Annotated in this window: 10 protein-coding genes; 9 read left to right on the top strand and 1 reads right to left on the bottom strand. The window is 44.5% G+C overall.

Annotated elements, in window-relative coordinates:
• Nucleotides 1-14: 14 nt before the first annotated feature.
• From V3V99_04410 to V3V99_04375, 8 genes are all read left to right on the top strand, one after another.
• Complete coding sequence (locus V3V99_04410; protein MEE9441890.1) at nucleotides 15-1,514, top strand: TolC family protein; 1,500 nt, start codon at nucleotides 15-17, stop codon at nucleotides 1,512-1,514.
• A gap of 10 nt (nucleotides 1,515-1,524) precedes the next feature.
• Entirely contained in the window at nucleotides 1,525-2,583 is a 1,059-nt protein-coding gene (locus tag V3V99_04405) for an efflux RND transporter periplasmic adaptor subunit (protein ID MEE9441889.1), read from the top strand.
• A gap of 18 nt (nucleotides 2,584-2,601) precedes the next feature.
• Nucleotides 2,602-5,703, top strand: a complete 3,102-nt coding sequence (locus V3V99_04400; GenBank protein ID MEE9441888.1) for an efflux RND transporter permease subunit — start codon at nucleotides 2,602-2,604, stop codon at nucleotides 5,701-5,703.
• Entirely contained in the window at nucleotides 5,700-10,409 is a 4,710-nt protein-coding gene (locus tag V3V99_04395; GenBank protein ID MEE9441887.1) for an efflux RND transporter permease subunit, read from the top strand. The genes V3V99_04400 and V3V99_04395 overlap by 4 nt, the downstream gene beginning before the upstream one ends.
• Nucleotides 10,409-11,152, top strand: coding sequence for a hypothetical protein (locus V3V99_04390; protein MEE9441886.1), 744 nt, complete (start codon nucleotides 10,409-10,411; stop codon nucleotides 11,150-11,152). The genes V3V99_04395 and V3V99_04390 overlap by 1 nt, the downstream gene beginning before the upstream one ends.
• A 325-nt stretch (nucleotides 11,153-11,477) precedes the next feature.
• Nucleotides 11,478-12,761 carry a diaminopimelate decarboxylase gene (locus V3V99_04385; GenBank protein ID MEE9441885.1) on the top strand — a complete coding sequence of 428 codons (1,284 nt, stop codon included), beginning with the start codon at nucleotides 11,478-11,480 and terminating at the stop codon, nucleotides 12,759-12,761.
• 323 nt (nucleotides 12,762-13,084) lie between these two features.
• Complete coding sequence (msrA, locus tag V3V99_04380; GenBank protein ID MEE9441884.1) at nucleotides 13,085-13,573, top strand: peptide-methionine (S)-S-oxide reductase MsrA; 489 nt, start codon at nucleotides 13,085-13,087, stop codon at nucleotides 13,571-13,573.
• Nucleotides 13,574-13,598: 25 nt separating this feature from the next.
• Nucleotides 13,599-14,249: a nitroreductase family protein gene (locus V3V99_04375; protein MEE9441883.1), complete on the top strand. Its 651-nt coding sequence runs from the start codon at nucleotides 13,599-13,601 to the stop codon at nucleotides 14,247-14,249.
• Between the two features lie 73 nt (nucleotides 14,250-14,322).
• Here the strand turns inward: V3V99_04375 and V3V99_04370 are convergent, their stop codons facing one another.
• Entirely contained in the window at nucleotides 14,323-15,804 is a 1,482-nt protein-coding gene (locus V3V99_04370; protein MEE9441882.1) for an MFS transporter, read from the bottom strand.
• Between the two features lie 487 nt (nucleotides 15,805-16,291).
• Between V3V99_04370 and V3V99_04365 the strand changes: the two genes are divergently transcribed.
• Nucleotides 16,292-16,657 carry a GNAT family N-acetyltransferase gene (locus V3V99_04365; protein ID MEE9441881.1) on the top strand — a complete coding sequence of 122 codons (366 nt, stop codon included), beginning with the start codon at nucleotides 16,292-16,294 and terminating at the stop codon, nucleotides 16,655-16,657.
• Nucleotides 16,658-16,773: the final 116 nt, after the last annotated feature.

Below are 16,773 nucleotides of genomic sequence, written 5' to 3'. Positions count from 1 at the left end.
TGGGAGAATAAATAATGTCAAAAGTGATAACTTGTATTGCTATCAGAAAGATTATTCAAACGACAATTCTCCTCTTGATAGCGATCTTTTTCCTATGGGGATTATCCGGTCAGGTTGCGGCGATAGAGCTGACTCTGGAACAGGCTCTCGAAATGTCTATGACCAAAAGCCCAACGATAATAAATACTCGCTTAAATCTGGAAAGGAGCGAAAGAAACCTGTGGGCACAGCAGGCATCATTAAAATCGCAGTTTAATCTGACGGTGACTCCATTTCGGTTTTCAAAAGACCGGGTTTTTGATGATCGCTTTTCCCAATATTACACTATAGAACAGACCAGTTCAGCGGCACGCTTGTCAATTCTACAGCCGATTAAATGGACCGACGGTACCCTGCGAATTGTTGAAGATTTCGATTGGCGGGAATCGTCCAGTTCGTTGACCGGAACGGTAAAAGACAGATCGTATAGAAATTCGCTTTATTTAAGTCTTAATCAGCCTCTCTTTACTTACAATCGTACTCAGATGCGAATTAAAGAGCTCGAGTTGGCTCTGGAAAACGCGCAATTGAATTTCGCCATCCAACGCCTACAAATTGAGCGCCAGGTCACTCAGGAATTTTTGAACCTGTATTTCAGGCAGAGAAGCGTTGAAATATCAAAAGAAGAATTAACCAACGCCACGGAAAGTTATGAAATTATAAAAAGCAAAGTCGAAGCGGGTATTTCGGCCGAAGAAGAGCTTTTTCAAGCTGACTTAACTCAGGCCAACAGCCGGGCTTCGCTCGAAAACAGCCAAATTCAATTTGAAAATTCTCTCGACAATTTCAAGATACTCCTCGGCATGTCTCTTGACGAGGATTTACAGGTTTTGGCTAATATAGAAAAATTGCTCGTCGATGTCGATTTGATGAAAGCTCTGAATTATGGCCTGCAAAATCGGATGGAATTGAGGCAGAGGGATATAGATATTCAATATGCCCTTGATGATTTGATTCGAGCCGGTTCTGAAAACGAATTTTTGGCCAGTGTGGATTTGACTTATGGAATTGTTGGCACCGATAGCTTATTTGGAGATATATATCGCTCACCGACGCGCAATCAAATGGTCGAAATAAGGCTTAATATTCCTCTTTTTGATTGGGGCAAGAAGAAGCATCAAATGGAGTCGTCTCGGAAACGTGTCGAACAGCAGCGGATATCGGCTGATGAGGAACAAAAGCAGATAAAATATCAGATCCGCCAGGCATACCGCAATCTCTTAAATCAGAACACACAAATTGAAATCGCGGAAAAAAATGTAGTCAACGCTCGGCGAACATATGAAATTAATCTCGAGAGATATCGCAACGGAGATCTATCCTCAAAAGATATAGAGTTTTATCAAAACCAGTTATCACGAGAACAGCTTAATGAAATCGCGGCCCTGATTAACTATCAGGTAGCCTTGTTGGATTTGAAAATCAGGTCGCTATGGGATTTTTCCAAAAATCAGCCTGTAATCGCTTTGCAATAGGAGAATTGACGTGAAACGAATATTAAAATACGCATTGGTTCCTGCTTTAATACTTTTTTTTATCGGATGCGAACCGGAAGGCCCGGAAATCGACGTGGAATCTCAGGTTCCCGTCAGGGTTGAGGATGTGAAATTCAAGAAAATTCAGGAATTTGCCTATGCGACCGGAACGGCTAAGGCTGTCAATGAAGCGGATATGACAACCCTTCAGCAGGGAGCCTATGTTTTGCAAAAAAATCCTCGGACGGGGGAATATTTTGCGATGGGTGATCACGTTGAGCAATACGACACTATTATAAAACTGATTAATCCGGAATTGGAAAACCAAATCGGAATTGAAGCCGAGAAACTCAATTTTGAGATATCCAAACGCGAATTCGATAAACAAAAAAGTTTGTACGACAAAGGCGGTGTAACACTGACGGAATTAACCAACGCCGAGCGCAACTATATTAATGCTGAATACGCTTACGAAAACGCGAAAATTCAACTCCTCAAAATGAACGTCATGGCTCCCTTTGATGGCATAATTGTTGATTTACCCTATAATAGCCCGATGACTCTGGTTACCGCTGGTACCGCTCTTGGGAAAGTTATGGATTACTCCAGGCTCTATTCGGAAGTTACTCTTCCGAGCAAAGAATTGGGGGCCGTTTTGCCCGACCAGGAAGTACTGGTAACCTCATATGCCAGCGATGAAGACACCGCATATGGCGTCGTTACTCAGGTTTCGCCGGTTCTCGATCCAACCAGCCGAATGTTTAAGGCCCTGCTTGAGATTGATAATGAGAATTTATCTTTACGCCCGGGGATGTTCGTTCAGGCCAATATAATCGTCAAGGAAAGAGATTCAACCCTTGTTATCCCCAAAAATGTTATCATCGAGCGGCGCGGATCCAAGACTGTTTATGTTGTTGAAAAATCAATCGCGGTAGAACGTCGACTGGAAACGGGATTGGCCAATCAGGAAGAAATTGAAATATTAAACGGATTAAAAGAAAACGATCGATTGGTCGTCGAGGGATTTGAAACTCTACGCAATCGTTCTCGGGTAAAGATCACCAAATAAATTGCGGGCGCAAAAATAATGTACAAACTTACACGTTTTTCAGTTAAATATCCAACGACCATTATGATGGTAGTCTTGGCGGTCCTGCTTCTGGGGTATATTTCCTTTACCCGACTTGGCGTCGATTTGCTTCCCGAGCTTAACAGCCCTCGTTTATTTGTGGAAATCGGCGCCGGGGAGAGACCTCCCGAGGAAATTGAGGAGCAATATGTATCCCAACTTGAGGCGGTCGCCGCTCGCGGGCGCAAGGTCGAAAACGTATCCTCAATATCCCGCGTCGGACGGGCGCTAATCACGGTCGAGTATGCCTGGGACGCAGATATGGATGAGGCTTTTCTGGATTTACAGAAAGCTATCGCCGATTATTCTCAGGTGTCGAATGTCGATGAAATTTCGGTCAGCCAGCATGATCCCAACGCTGTCCCGGTTGTCACGGCCATCTTTTCACATTCCGAAATCAAAGATCTGGATAAACTGCGCCAGACGGCCGAAAATAATATCTCCAATGAGCTTATACGCTTACCCGGTGTGGCCGAAGTTGACATCATCGGCGGAAGACGTCGTGCGGTCGAAATTAAAACCGACGCTTTCACTCTTGAGGCCTATGGAATTTCCCTTGATCTTTTAGCCGGTCAAATCCTCTCATCCAACCGCAATATGACTGGCGGATCAATTGTCGAAATGGGGCGAAGATATGTCATCAGGGGCGTCGGTGAGTTCTATGATAAGGATGATATTGAGAATTTAATTGTTTCTTATAAATCTCCCGATGGTAATCAGGCTGCAAACACAGCTGACCGGGTACCCATTTACTTACGTGAAGTCGCGACCGTTGAATTCGGTCTTAGCGACCCCGAAAATATCGTTCGTCTCAATGGTCAGAAATGTCTGGCCCTCGAGGTTTACAAAGAAGCTCGCTCAAATACAATTGATGCCGCGGCGGCGGCTCTTGAGCGATTGGAGGAGCTCAATACCGCTTTACCGGGATACGAATTAACCATTATTCAGGACCAGGCTCGTTTTATTCGCTCGGCCGTAACCGAAGTCGGACAGACCGGAATTTTTGGAATTCTCCTGGCCGTTATTGTTCTATATGTATTCCTGAGGAGAATCGGCGTTACGGCCGTTATTAGCTTTGCCATTCCCATTTCTGTCGTAGCGACTTTTAACCTGATGTACTTCAATGATCTCTCATTGAATATAATGACATTGGGAGGTCTCGCCCTCGGGGCCGGGATGCTGGTCGATAACGCCATTGTCGTCGTTGAAAATATCTTCAGGCATCTCGAGGATGGCAAATCTTTGACAGATGCCGCAATTCATGGAGCGGGGGAGGTCGGCAGCGCCATCACCAGCTCAACCTTGACGACTATCATTGTCTTTTTGCCGATTGTATATTTGCATGGAGCCGCCGGTGAGTTATTCCGGGAGCAGGCATGGACGGTGGCATATTCACTGATTTCGTCTCTGTTCGTCGCCCTGGCCGTCATTCCAATGTTATGTTCGAGACTACTCAAAAAGCGACAAACTTATACTGTAAAGCAGACAATTACTTTTTCCTCATACGGGAGTTTTTTGGAAAAAGTTATTGTCCGGCGTGGGCAAGTCATAGCAATCGGATTTGTCCTTGTTGTCATCTCCATCATTTTAATCCCAATCGTAGGCAGTGAGTTTATGCCTCGTGCCGACCAGGGTGAATTATCGATTAATCTCGCCCTGCCCGAAGGAACCAGTTTAGAGAGAACCGAAGGCGCCGTTAGAAATATCGAGAATATCCTCATGCAGCAATTTGAAAATAATATCAGCCATATATATTCGCGAGTCGGCCCCGGGGGAGCGGCCGACCTCGAAATCGATGCCTTAGCCGATGAGAATAACGCCGTAATAAACATTCTTCTTAATCGCGAAGTACCTAATTCATCAGAAAGAGTTATTGCCGGTATAAATCAAATTCTAACCGGACTGCCGGATATTGAAGCCCGACTGGTTATCGAACAGACCGCCTTGCGTTCCACCCTCGGCACAGAAACGGAACCGATGGTAATCGAAATTAAGGGGCAGGATTTGGATCTTTTGGAAGAACTGGCCGACACCGTTCAGCAAAGAGTTATCGCCATCGCCGAGCTTAAAAACATTGAAACCAGTTTTCAGGAAGGTCGCCCGGAGATAAATCTGCAGATAAATAGAACCATGGCATCCGAATTCGGACTTACTCCGCAGTCAATTGGCTCGCAATTAAAGGACGCTCTCAGCGGTCGTGATGCCGGGCAGATAAATCATCAGGGTGAATATACCGATATTAAATTACTACGCCCTGATATAACTCTGACCGAACTCGAAGGCCTGTTATTGGAAACATCTTCAGGACGTCAGGTTCGGGTTGACGAGATATCCCGAATTGAGCAGACATATTCCCCGCGCGAAATTATCCGAAATAATCAAACCAGAATCGCGCGAGTAACGGCCCATATCACTAATGATATTTCATTTGATAAAATCGCCGCTAAGGTAAAAGAATCGTTAAGAACGATTGCGCTCCCGCCGGAGTATTCGATTGCCGTCACCGGTGAAGAAAAATTGCGCCAGGAAGCCTTTGGAAATCTGCGCTTCGCGCTTTTGCTGGCGATAATTCTGGTTTATATGGTGATGGCTTCTCAATTCGAATCGCTTCGTCATCCCTTTGTTATACTGCTCACGATACCCCTGGCGGGAGTCGGAGCAGTACTTCTGTTGTTTGTTCTCAATATGCCGTTTAACGTCATGTCGTTTATCGGAATCATTATGCTGGCCGGAATCGCCGTAAACGACTCAATCATTCTGGTAGATCGCATCAATCAAAACCGCCGAGCCGGGCTTGAGTTACTGCCTGCCATAATAAACGCCGGACAAACTCGCATTAGGCCAATTATAATGACAAGTGTGACGACCATTCTTGCGCTATTGCCGCTCACGATAGGAATTGGAGAAGGGGCATCACTCCGGGCGCCGATGGCGGTCGCCGTTATCGGCGGACTGTTCACTTCAACGGCTTTGACCCTGATTGTCATCCCTGCGGTTTATTATATTCTGGCCGGAAAAGTATCAACTATTGATCTGAAGACTGAGCAAGAAACAACATGATCGCGTTTATTATTAAGCGGCCGGTCTTCACGGCAATGTTAATAATCGGGTTTTGCCTTCTGGGCATTATCTCATATAACCGCTTGCCGGTTGAACTGATACCCTTTGCCGAACTTCCCATGCTAATCGTCCAGGTCGGCGGCGCCCGAGACGCTGATCCGCACTACCTCGAACAACAAGCCGTCATTCCTCTCGAAAACTCCATTGCCGGGTTGGCTGATATTGAAACAATTGAATCGTACATCGATCGTTCCCGGGCGACCATATTTGTCTATTATACTGAAGACGTCAATTACAAATACGCCTATCTGAAATTGCAGGAGAGAGTGGAATCAGCCTCGGCTGAACTGCCGGGCGGTTTTTTCGCCCGGGTATGGAAAGTCGATACCGAGCAATTAGCTAATATGTTTATGACCCTTCAGGCCCGGGGGGAAGGCAGTCTCGATCAAATCCGAGAGATTGTTGACCGCAAAGTTATCCCGGAATTTGAGCAGATCGACGGCATTGCCAATATTGAAGTTTATGGTGGAAGACAACGTTCGATTGAAATTCGCCTTGATGAAAGCGCTCTGCGATCTCATAATCTCACTGCGTCTCAAATCTCATCGAAGATTTCGGAAGGTTCATCGGGGCGTCAGTACTTGGGGCAGGTCGTAGAAGGTAATCGAGAGTTCTTCGTTAATCTTGAATCTGATTACACTTCGATTAGTAATCTTGAAAATCTGATTATCAAAGAACAGGGCCCGGTTCTCTTAAAACATCTCGGTACGATTATTGACGGCGGGGCGGAGGAAGAATCAATCTCGCGTATTAACGGCATGGAAGCGATTTCCATCACTCTGGTTCGTGACCAGCAGACTAATTTGCTTAGCCTCTCGCGGGAAACCCGCGATATTATCGAATCATTAAATGACCGCTTGGAATCCGATGGTATTGTCCTGGCTATTCAGACCGATGCCGCTGAACCGATCGTGGAGAATATCGAAATTATAAAATTGCTGGCTCTTGTCGGCGGCATCCTGGCTATTGTCGTATTATGGATTTTTCTTCGCAATGTACCATTGGTATTAGTGGTAGCGCTTACTATTCCGATTTCGGTAATGATCGCGCTGAACTTTTTCTATGCCTTCGACATATCCATTAATACCTTAACCCTGGTTGGCCTGGCGGTTGCCCTGGGTATGCTTCTTGACAATAGCATTGTCGTTATGGAAAATATCTATCGTCACGCCGCTCACGGCAAATCGGCATGGGATTCGGTGTTGACGGGTACCAAAGAAGTCTGGCGCGCAGTTTCCGCGGCAACGCTAACTACGGTAGCCATTTTTTTGCCCTTCATATTCTCTGACAATTTCCTGGTTCGCACGATTGGGAAGCATGTCGGAGTGTCGATTATCTCGGCTCTCCTGGTTTCGCTGGCAATCGCCTTTTTGCTTATACCCTCGTTTACCTATCGTATCCTGAAAAATAAAAGGGAAAAACAAAAATCCATATTCACCAGAATGTCCCAAATCAATCGACAGATGCAAATTTATACTCTGCTATTGAAATCGTGTCTGCGTTTCCCTGCTCGAACAATCTTAATCGGAACGACCGTATTTTTCCTGAGCGTAATTATCTGCCTCGCTTTGAGTATAAATATTCCTTCCGAGGTCGAACTGGATGAGTTTACCCTCTATGCGACCATGCCGGCGGGAACGACTTTGGAATCATCGGATGAACAAATACTCGAGATGGATACGCGCCTCTCGGAAATTCCGGAAATTGAGGAAAGACGAGCCAATATTGAGGAAGAGGTTTCGACTATTACTTTTCAATTAGTCGAGGATTACAAAGATATTGACGATCGGGATCTGAACGCGATAAAATCAGATATTTTGGAGAAACTCGAAGGTGCCTACCGCCGTATTGATTTCTCCTATAATCAACCCGTATCCAACGTTCGTTATCGCAGAGGCGGTGGAGGAGGCATGGGGCGTGCGGGACGGGCTTTTGAGCGGCTGTTGGGAATCGGTTCCAGCGAGGAACGAGTGGTCGTCAAGGGTCAGGATATGGCTCTATTAACAAGCATTGCCGACGATATTCTGTTTAATATCGAAAATCTTTCCACCGTCCGGAGAGCGAATCTGTCGGTGTCTCAGAGACAACCGGGAATTGACTTATTATTCGATAAAACCGCTCTGAGCCATTTCAATGTTAGAACAACTTCCATTATGTCTGAACTGGCCGGATTCCAGGGGGAATTTACTTCCGGCGCGACGTTGCAGCAAGGAACCGAAGAGATAAGTATTATTCTCAAAAGCTCAGATGAAGAAGAAACCGATAAAACCTCGGATGATTTGCGGCAAGTGGTTGTGCCGAGCAATTCCGGCGGAACGGTGCCGCTTACGCAGCTGGCACGCCTCGTTTATAATAATGGTTATTCAAGTATCAATCGTACCAATCAAGAGAAAATAGTTGAAGTCATATATCGTTTTGAAGTGGAAGTTGAAGATTCAAAACAGCTATTAGACGGCGCTCGCGCGGAAATTGACCAGATAGTCGCGGCCGTAAATCTTCCGCCGGGAGTTGCAATTGAAGCGATACATGACGAGACAGACTTATCCGATTTTTATTTTCTTATTTTTACCGGCGTAATTCTGATTTATATGATCCTGGCATCAATATTCGAATCGCTTTTGACTCCCCTGGTGATGATGTTTACTTTGCCTTTGGCGACCATCGGCGCCTTTTGGGGATTGATTCTGACAAACAACTCGATTTATGATGCGAACGTCTTAACCGGATTTTTAATACTGTTGGGAGTCGTGGTTAATAACGGTATTATTTTAATGGATTATTATCGACTATTGCGGCGCCGGGAATATTCCGCCAGCCGGGCGTTATTAATGGCCGGCCAGGCCAGAGTTCGTCCAATTTTAATTACTGCCATTACGACTATTTTGGCCATGTTTCCGCTGGCGATGGGCAAGGCGGAATACGTCGCCAAGATCGGCGCTCCATTTGCAATTACCGTCATAGGCGGTCTGGTCGCGGGAACCTTATTCACCTTGATATTTATTCCTACGGTTGCATTCGGACTCGAAAATGTGGTTAAATGGTGGCGCGGCCTGAAGTGGTATTTGCGCCTGGCTCAGGTGATAATTGCGATTGCGGGGATCGCCGCGATTTACACTTATATAGATTCTTTCCTCTGGCGTGCAATAGACACTTGCGTCATCATTATGGTTGTCCCGGCCATGACCTATTTTCTTAAGACGTCACTCCGCCGAAGCAGCGCCAAATTGATTCCCGGCGATGTGCCGATTAATATCTCAATCAGAAATGTCGTCAAGCTATACGGCAATTACTCGCGCTTTATGCAGGAATGGCAGGGTGGCAGGCGCCTTCGGGAAAGAAAACGGCTCCGAGGAGAATTGCCCGAATCGGCAGGAATTATGGGATTACTCTGGCAAATGCCGCTTGTGGTTTTTCTTTTTTACTTTACTTACTTGTACCTTGAAAGCGGTTTCTGGGTTACCCTCTTTTCAATTGTATTTTATGCTTATGCCGTCTATCTGGCGCGTCCGTTTTTGAATCCCGATGATAATTCCAAAATCAGAATGCGGCTCCTGCGGAAAATTGGCTTTATCGTTATATTTTGGTTCGGGCCTCTGATTAATATTCTCTGGCTTTTTCTCGAAATGAATGGAAACGCAATGGCTGTATTTATCGGCATCCTCTGGTATTTGGGTGTTCTGATTTACCACACTTCGCGAAAACTCTATCGAGAAAAAATAAACATAAATCGAATAACGGGCAGATTCAAGAGAATCAGAAAAACGTTTTATCGTTTTGTCAAGTTAATCCCTATTATCGGCAAGAAGAAAACGCCGTTTTTGGCGCTCAATCAGGTTTCCATGGATATTGGCAACGGCATGTTTGGTTTGGTGGGACCCAATGGAGCGGGAAAAACAACCTTAATGCGAATCGTGTGTGGCATACTCTCAAAAAGCTTCGGCAAGGTGACGATAAACGATATCGATATCGATGAAAAACGAGAAGAATTACAGGCGCTTATAGGATACCTGCCTCAGGAATTTGGAACTTATGAAACTATGACGGCCTATCAGTTTCTTGATTATCAGGCTATTCTAAAAGGATTGCTGGATAATGACAAGCGCCACGAGATAGTCGAGCGAGCAATTAATTCTGTACATTTGGGGGATAGCAAAAATATCAAAATCCAGGCCTTTTCCGGTGGGATGAAACAGCGCGTAGGGATTGCGCAAACCCTGTTGCATTTGCCCCGGATATTGGTCGTCGATGAACCCACCGCCGGTCTTGATCCCCGGGAACGCATCCGCTTTAGAAATCTTTTGTCGGAATTATCGCGCGACCGGATTGTCATATTCTCGACCCATATCATTGAAGATATTTCAAGTTCCTGCAATAAATTAGCGGTTTTGGGAGAAGGCAAAGTCAAATTCTTGGGTACCCCGCGTGATATGGTCGCTTTGACCGAAGGGTATGTCTGGCAGGCGCACGTCACCGAGGCGGAGTTTGAAGAAATGCGAGCCGCCGCCCGCATAGTGCATCACACTCGTGAAGGAGATCGAATTCGGATCCGTATATTAGCGGAATCAATGCCAACACGCGACGCAGTTCAAGTAACGCCAACATTGGAAGATTCGTATTTATGGCTTCTCGGAGACAAGGAGAATTAATGTCGAATTCTCAAGTAAGACAAAATGCCGGAGTTGGAATTCTGGATAAATTAAGGCTCCTGATTTCTTTTTTTAGATACAACGCCAATCATGTCTTTGCCGGCAAATTCAAATATTTTTTATTTCTGTCGCTGGCTTTGTTTTTAACCATAGTTGTAATCTACACAATTGAGGAAAACACTCCTCCGACAGCGGAAGATATTTACTATTTTTTATATTCTCCGGGACTTCTCTTGATTTTTTATCCCGCTGCCTACGCTATTCAGCGAGATACGGATTCTCGAATGATAGAAACTATTTTTGGAATTCCGGATTATCGATATAAGGTTTGGCTGGCCAGATGTGCCGCTCAATACATCGTAACTGCCGGTCTCTTATTGATTTATGCGATAGTCTGCCAACTGGCTCTTGCTGATTTTAATATCTGGTCAATGGTATACCATATCATGTTTCCGCTGTTATTTGTCGGCAGTTTTGGATTTATGGTGTCTACTTTTATCAAGAACGGAAACGGTACAGCGGCCATCCTCGTTGTATTTCTACTAATATACAACATTATCACAGAAGATATAAACGCTAACAAATGGGATATCTTTTACAATCCATTTGAATCGTCTGAAGATTTTGCCGGGATTTTGCAAACCGATCTAACCCTCTATAACCGCATTTATTTAATAGTCGGCTCGATATTAATGACCCTCATGGGGCTTTTAAAACTTCAAAATCGCGAAAAGTTTATTTGATTTTGGTAAATAATTTTATATATTGGAATATGACAGTTTTCGAATGGGGACTTCGAAATAGTAATCCTGTCGGTTGCTATACGGCAAGAAACGACAATACTATTGGTATTGAAAAGGAGGCCAAAATAAATATCTTTTTTTCATTGAATAATTAATATATATTCGTATAGATTTGATAAGAGGAGGTTTTGTGCGTCTGGAGTGTCTTTTCCCCTCGTTCTTCGGACCGCGGGCCTCCTCATTTTTTTTACCCAATTTTTATTAGACAATTCTTGAATTTAAACATCCCGTTTTTTATCTTTGTATTGAATAAAAGCGAAACCTTATGAACTTGTCACTGGATAAAATTGGTGCGGCCATTTCCCGCTCCATTACGGAAAATTTTTTTTCGGCAAACGATAACTCTGTCATCTTTTATGATTTGGAGATATTGCGAGCAAAAATAGAAGAGGTCAAACATGCCTTTCCGACGAATGCTCTGCATGCAATCGCAATTAAAGCCAATCCTCTTTCTAAAATTCTTAATCGGATAAGCAAATGGGGAATGGGCGCGGAAGCGGCTTCCCTGCCCGAATTGTACCTGGCCCAAAAGGCGGGATTTCCTCCGCATAAAATTGTCTTTGATTCACCGGCCAAAACCGTTCCTGAGTTGGAGTATGCGTTGCGGGAAGGAGTATATATCAATGCCGATTCATTTGAGGAATTAAAACGTATTGACGAGTTACTTAAAAAAGTAGACTCCATGAGTAAAATAGGGATCAGGCTTAATCCGCAGGCAGGCGCCGGTGCAATTGTATCGAGCAGTACCGCTGGGGAGTATTCCAAATTCGGTATTCCGGTAATTGAATTTCGCGACCGAATAATTGAAAGCTTTATTAATTATGCGTGGTTATACGGAGTTCATATACATATTGGTTCTCAGGGTTGCTCCGGGGAAATGCTTTTGAAGGGCGCGGAAATACTCAAGGATTTCATCAATGAAGTTAATACTGTATTGGCGAAAAAAGATCCAAAGCGGCATATTTCCACAATCGATATTGGAGGCGGATTGCCCGTAAAGTATAAAGCCAATGACATTTCTCTTCCGGTTACTGATTATGCCGGGGGCTTACGAGGAATATTTGAGCATATCGAAAACTCTGAGTTTAAGCTTATCACCGAATTTGGCAGATATGTTTACGCGAATTCCGGGTTCGTCGCTTCACGGGTCGAATATGTAAAATCCTCATCCGGAATCAAAACCGCGATTATCCATGTCGGCGCTGACTTATTGCTTCGCAGGTGCTATCGCCCGGACGATTGGTATCACGAAATCTCAGTCCTTGATAGTATGGGAAAACCAAAAACGGAAAATAATAAACAGAAATATAATATCGCCGGGCCGCTCTGTTTTTCCGGTGATATGCTCGCCTCAGATATTGAGCTTCCAATAATCGAACCGCGTGATATTATTGTTATTCATGATACCGGAGCCTATACGGTGAGTATGTGGTCGCGATATAATAGCCGAAAAATGCCTAAAATCATTGGTATCAATACCACCACTGAAGAATTCGAAATAATTAAAGAACGTGAAAACCTCAATGATTTGTTCAAATTCTGGTCGTGAATCGATGTCCACTCTATCCTGGGTTTGACCTATGCTGCCCCCTCTTGATGAAATAACATTAGTCTCAATTATTATACTTGAACAGGTTTCTAATTCACATCAAAACCGATGAAGTTTGGTTCAACCTAATTATCGGAACCATTCTTCTGATTATTTCGGGTCGTGTACTTCTTAGCGTATTTGAGTGATAATTGCCTAATTTAATCCATTTTAAGGGAACAGTCAGGGCCGATTCCCGGTTACATCATTAAAAGTTCGTAAACACGCCCGGATTTGGATTCAAAAGAATGCTCAGGGGCAAAAAAGTTAACGGAGTAGTAAAAATGGAAAAAGCAGTTTTTGCGGTGGGATGTTTTTGGGGAGTCGAAACCGTATTTAGCAAATTTGACGGCGTGGTTTCGACCACGGTCGGATATACTGGCGGGAATACTCCCAATCCCACATATCGGGAAGTCTGTAGTGGGCAGACCGGTCACGCGGAAGCGGTGGAAATTAAATTCAATCCCGAGGTTATCACATACCGGGACCTTTTGGATATCTTTTGGATTAATCATGATCCGACAATGATGAATTATCTGGATTATGATCTTTACTCGCAGTACCGGTCAGCCATTTTTTATAATAATCTTGAGCAGAGGAATCAGGCTCTTGAATCAGCTCAGGAAATAAGTGATATGAAAATTTACAAATATCCTATCGCGACTGAAATACTCCCGACCGAAAAATTCTATCCGGCGGAAGAACAGCATCAACGATATTTCGAAAAGAAGGATTTGGTCTCCTGTGAGTTCACTTCCAAAAAAGCCGGTTAACATTAATTTTCGACAGGGTGAAGATATGTTAGTTAATAGTAAAATAGAGCAGGATTCGGACAGCATGATGAGAAATAATAAGTTTGATATTGACCAGTACCGGCCGAATAAATATGGCAGCCATGATATATTCCGAAATCGCTGGTCGCCGCGGGCGATGAGCGATATACCCGTTGATGAAAATGATTTACTGGCCATGTTTGAGGCGGCTCACTGGGCGCCGTCTTCATATAATAATCAGCCGTGGCGATTTCTTTATGCCAAAAAGGGCACTCAGGAATGGGATACTTATTTTAATTTACTGGCTGAAGCAAACCAGGTGTGGTGTAAAAACGTATCGATTTTGATGGTTATTATTTCCAAAACGACCTTCGATCATAATGGCAAACCGATGAATACGCACGCCTTCGATACTGGCGCGGCCTGGGGGATGCTGGCTCTTGAAGGCGCCCGGAGAGGTCTGGTGGTTCATGGCATGGCCGGGTTTGATTATAAAAAAGCCAAAGAAGATTTGAATATCCCCGATGGTTTTGAGGTCCGGGCGATGGCCGCGATTGGTAATCAAGGCGATCCCGAAACTCTCCCGGAAAAGATGCGCTTGGTTGAAAAGCCGTCCTCAAGAAAAGATTTGACAAGATTGGTTTCTCAAGGGACGTTTAATAGTGCTCTCAGGTGACAGCGTCACCGGAGGGGGCTAGGAAAGAAGGGGTCGGAAACGACCCCTTCTGATTTTCCAATATCATGTAAATTTATACGCCTTTTTCGTATTCCTTAACCCAGCGGGCATAGAAGAATATTCCAATAGCTGAAGCAATCCCTATTCCTGCAAAGGGCAGCCAGAGCAGGTACGGGTCATAAGTTTTCCAAAGGAGATTAGTCGCCTCGATGGCGTCGATGCCGAGATGCTCCTGGAGTTTTATCACGGCCTCAGGTCTGAAATTATTGAAGGCCTCGCCAGTCAAAGGTTCGCTGAAATAGTTACGTTCGGTTAAATAGCGAATGGCCAGATTGGCCTTATCTCCCATGTTTTCATAAATATTTCCGGCCATTAGGCTGCCGATGGCCCAGCCGATCGCGACGGGAATATTGGAATACCCCATATAGAGCGCTTTTTCACCTTCGGGCGCGATAATTCCAAGATAATCCTGCATTTTAGGCGACGCCAGCATCTCTCCGACGGTAAATACTAAGATTCCGATAACACAAAAATATCCCGACATGGAATATCCCGCGAGAATCAGCCCGATTGAAGCGATTATTATTCCCAAAAATATGGAATGAATGCGCCGCATCCTGGCGACCATCCATGAAAGAAGTACGACCGCGATTATAATCAATCCTCCGTTGGAATTTATCAGCCATTCCTGAGTAATCATTGTCCCCCGTGGCGTTTCAACCGTCATAAATGATGGATTGCCGAGAAACGCCGCGATTCGGGAGGTGTCAACCCAGTCAACGATGAAATTGGGTAACATATCGAACAATTGCATAAACATCAGCCAGAAGCCAGACATGATAAGCACAAATGCCGCCAAACGCGGCTTGACTATATTGTTCAGAGTAATCTTAATAATTTTCATAACACTGCCGGTTTGATCGCCACCCGCCGCGACTTCTTTGTAAGTCAAAAGAACCAGATAGTTAATCGAGACGATTATGGCACAGCCAAAAAACACGGCCGGCCATGAAATGCCGTATAGAAAATGCGCCAGGGGCGGCCCCAGAAATCCTCCGATATTAACCAGCATATAAAAAGTGCCCCAGCCAACCGAGGAATTCTCTTTGTTCAGACAACGAGCCATTGTTCCCTGTACGCCCGGTTTGAAGATGGCCGTACCCGCCGCGAGAACACAGCATCCCAACAGGAAAGGATAATACGAGGTCATCGTAGCCATCATCAAATATCCGATTATTTTTATCGTGATGGAGACGGCGATCGATTTTTTGTAGCCATAACGGTCGGCAAAGCCTCCCGAGAAAACGGGGACTAATGATTGAACCAGAGCCCACCAGAAAAATATCCAACCTTTGTCCGATTGCGAAAAATGTAATCCGCCGATTTGATCCGCCTGGGCAATATAAATGGGGATAACAACTCGCACACCGTAGTAGGCGAGACGTTCGAACATCTCCATAATATTGACCATCCAGAACGGCATACCGAAACCGCTCAACTGACGAAACATGCCTTCTTTTTGTTCCGGCTGTGTTGCTATCGTATCCCGGGACATGTACAACTCCCTTCGATGTAGTTAGAAAAAGAATTTATCCAAATTATGACAAAAACGGTTTGGAGTCAAACGAAAGCTATAGTCGTTCAGAATATCGGGTTTTTCGGGCTACCGTCCTCAGAACTCGACCTACATCAATTCAAAATGGGTTTGTTTCCTCAGATTAACGTTTTGGGTCATATCAACTCGGTGGTAAATACGACAGGCAGGATCAAAACACTGTGTCATTCCCGCGAAAGCGGGAATCCATGCAGAGTTATCCACGCCCTTACAGACAATTGTATCTTTACAAACTGTTCCACCTTATTAACTGCGGATTGTTTCGGAAATAATGGTGGATTGGTTGGATAATTGTAAATGCTCTATGCGGGAACCCACCGGACTTCAGCCAAAAATTCACATCTTTATAGCGTCCTGTGCGATTGGCTGGAGCCCCGAGGGCTTCATTCCTTGTATTCGAAAATTTGTTTTAACGCCGGAGAAAAATATGCTAAAATATACCGAGGGCATCGAGAATATCTCAAAAGACGATATTCTCAGGTTGTACAATTCAGTCAATTGGACCACCTATACAAAAGAGCCGGATAATCTCATTAAGGCCGTAACAAACTCTACTTACGTAGTTATCTGCATGGACAATGATAAGCTTATTGGCCTGGCACGCTGTCTGTCTGACGATAGCGCTATCCACTACCTCCAGGATATTCTTGTTGATCCGGATTTTCAGCATCGCGGGATAGGCCGTGAACTCCTTAATCGATGTTTGAAAAGATTCGAACATGTCAGAGCGCATGTTCTTCTCACCGATGATGATGAAAAACAAAAACTATTTTATGAATCTGTGAGCCTGTAAGGAATTTTGTGTAAATGTAAATAATTGATTATGCTTCGAAATTAAAAAGAGAAGCATTTACACAGGAGAATTAACATGAATTCGATTGATCCCGCTTTAATTAAAGAACTTCTCAA

Source organism: Candidatus Zixiibacteriota bacterium, from assembly GCA_036480375.1.
Lineage (GTDB): Bacteria > Zixibacteria > MSB-5A5 > GN15 > JAAZOE01 > JAZGGI01.
The sequence above is the reverse complement of the archived record's forward strand: the minus strand, read 5'-3'. Positions and strand labels throughout refer to the sequence as shown.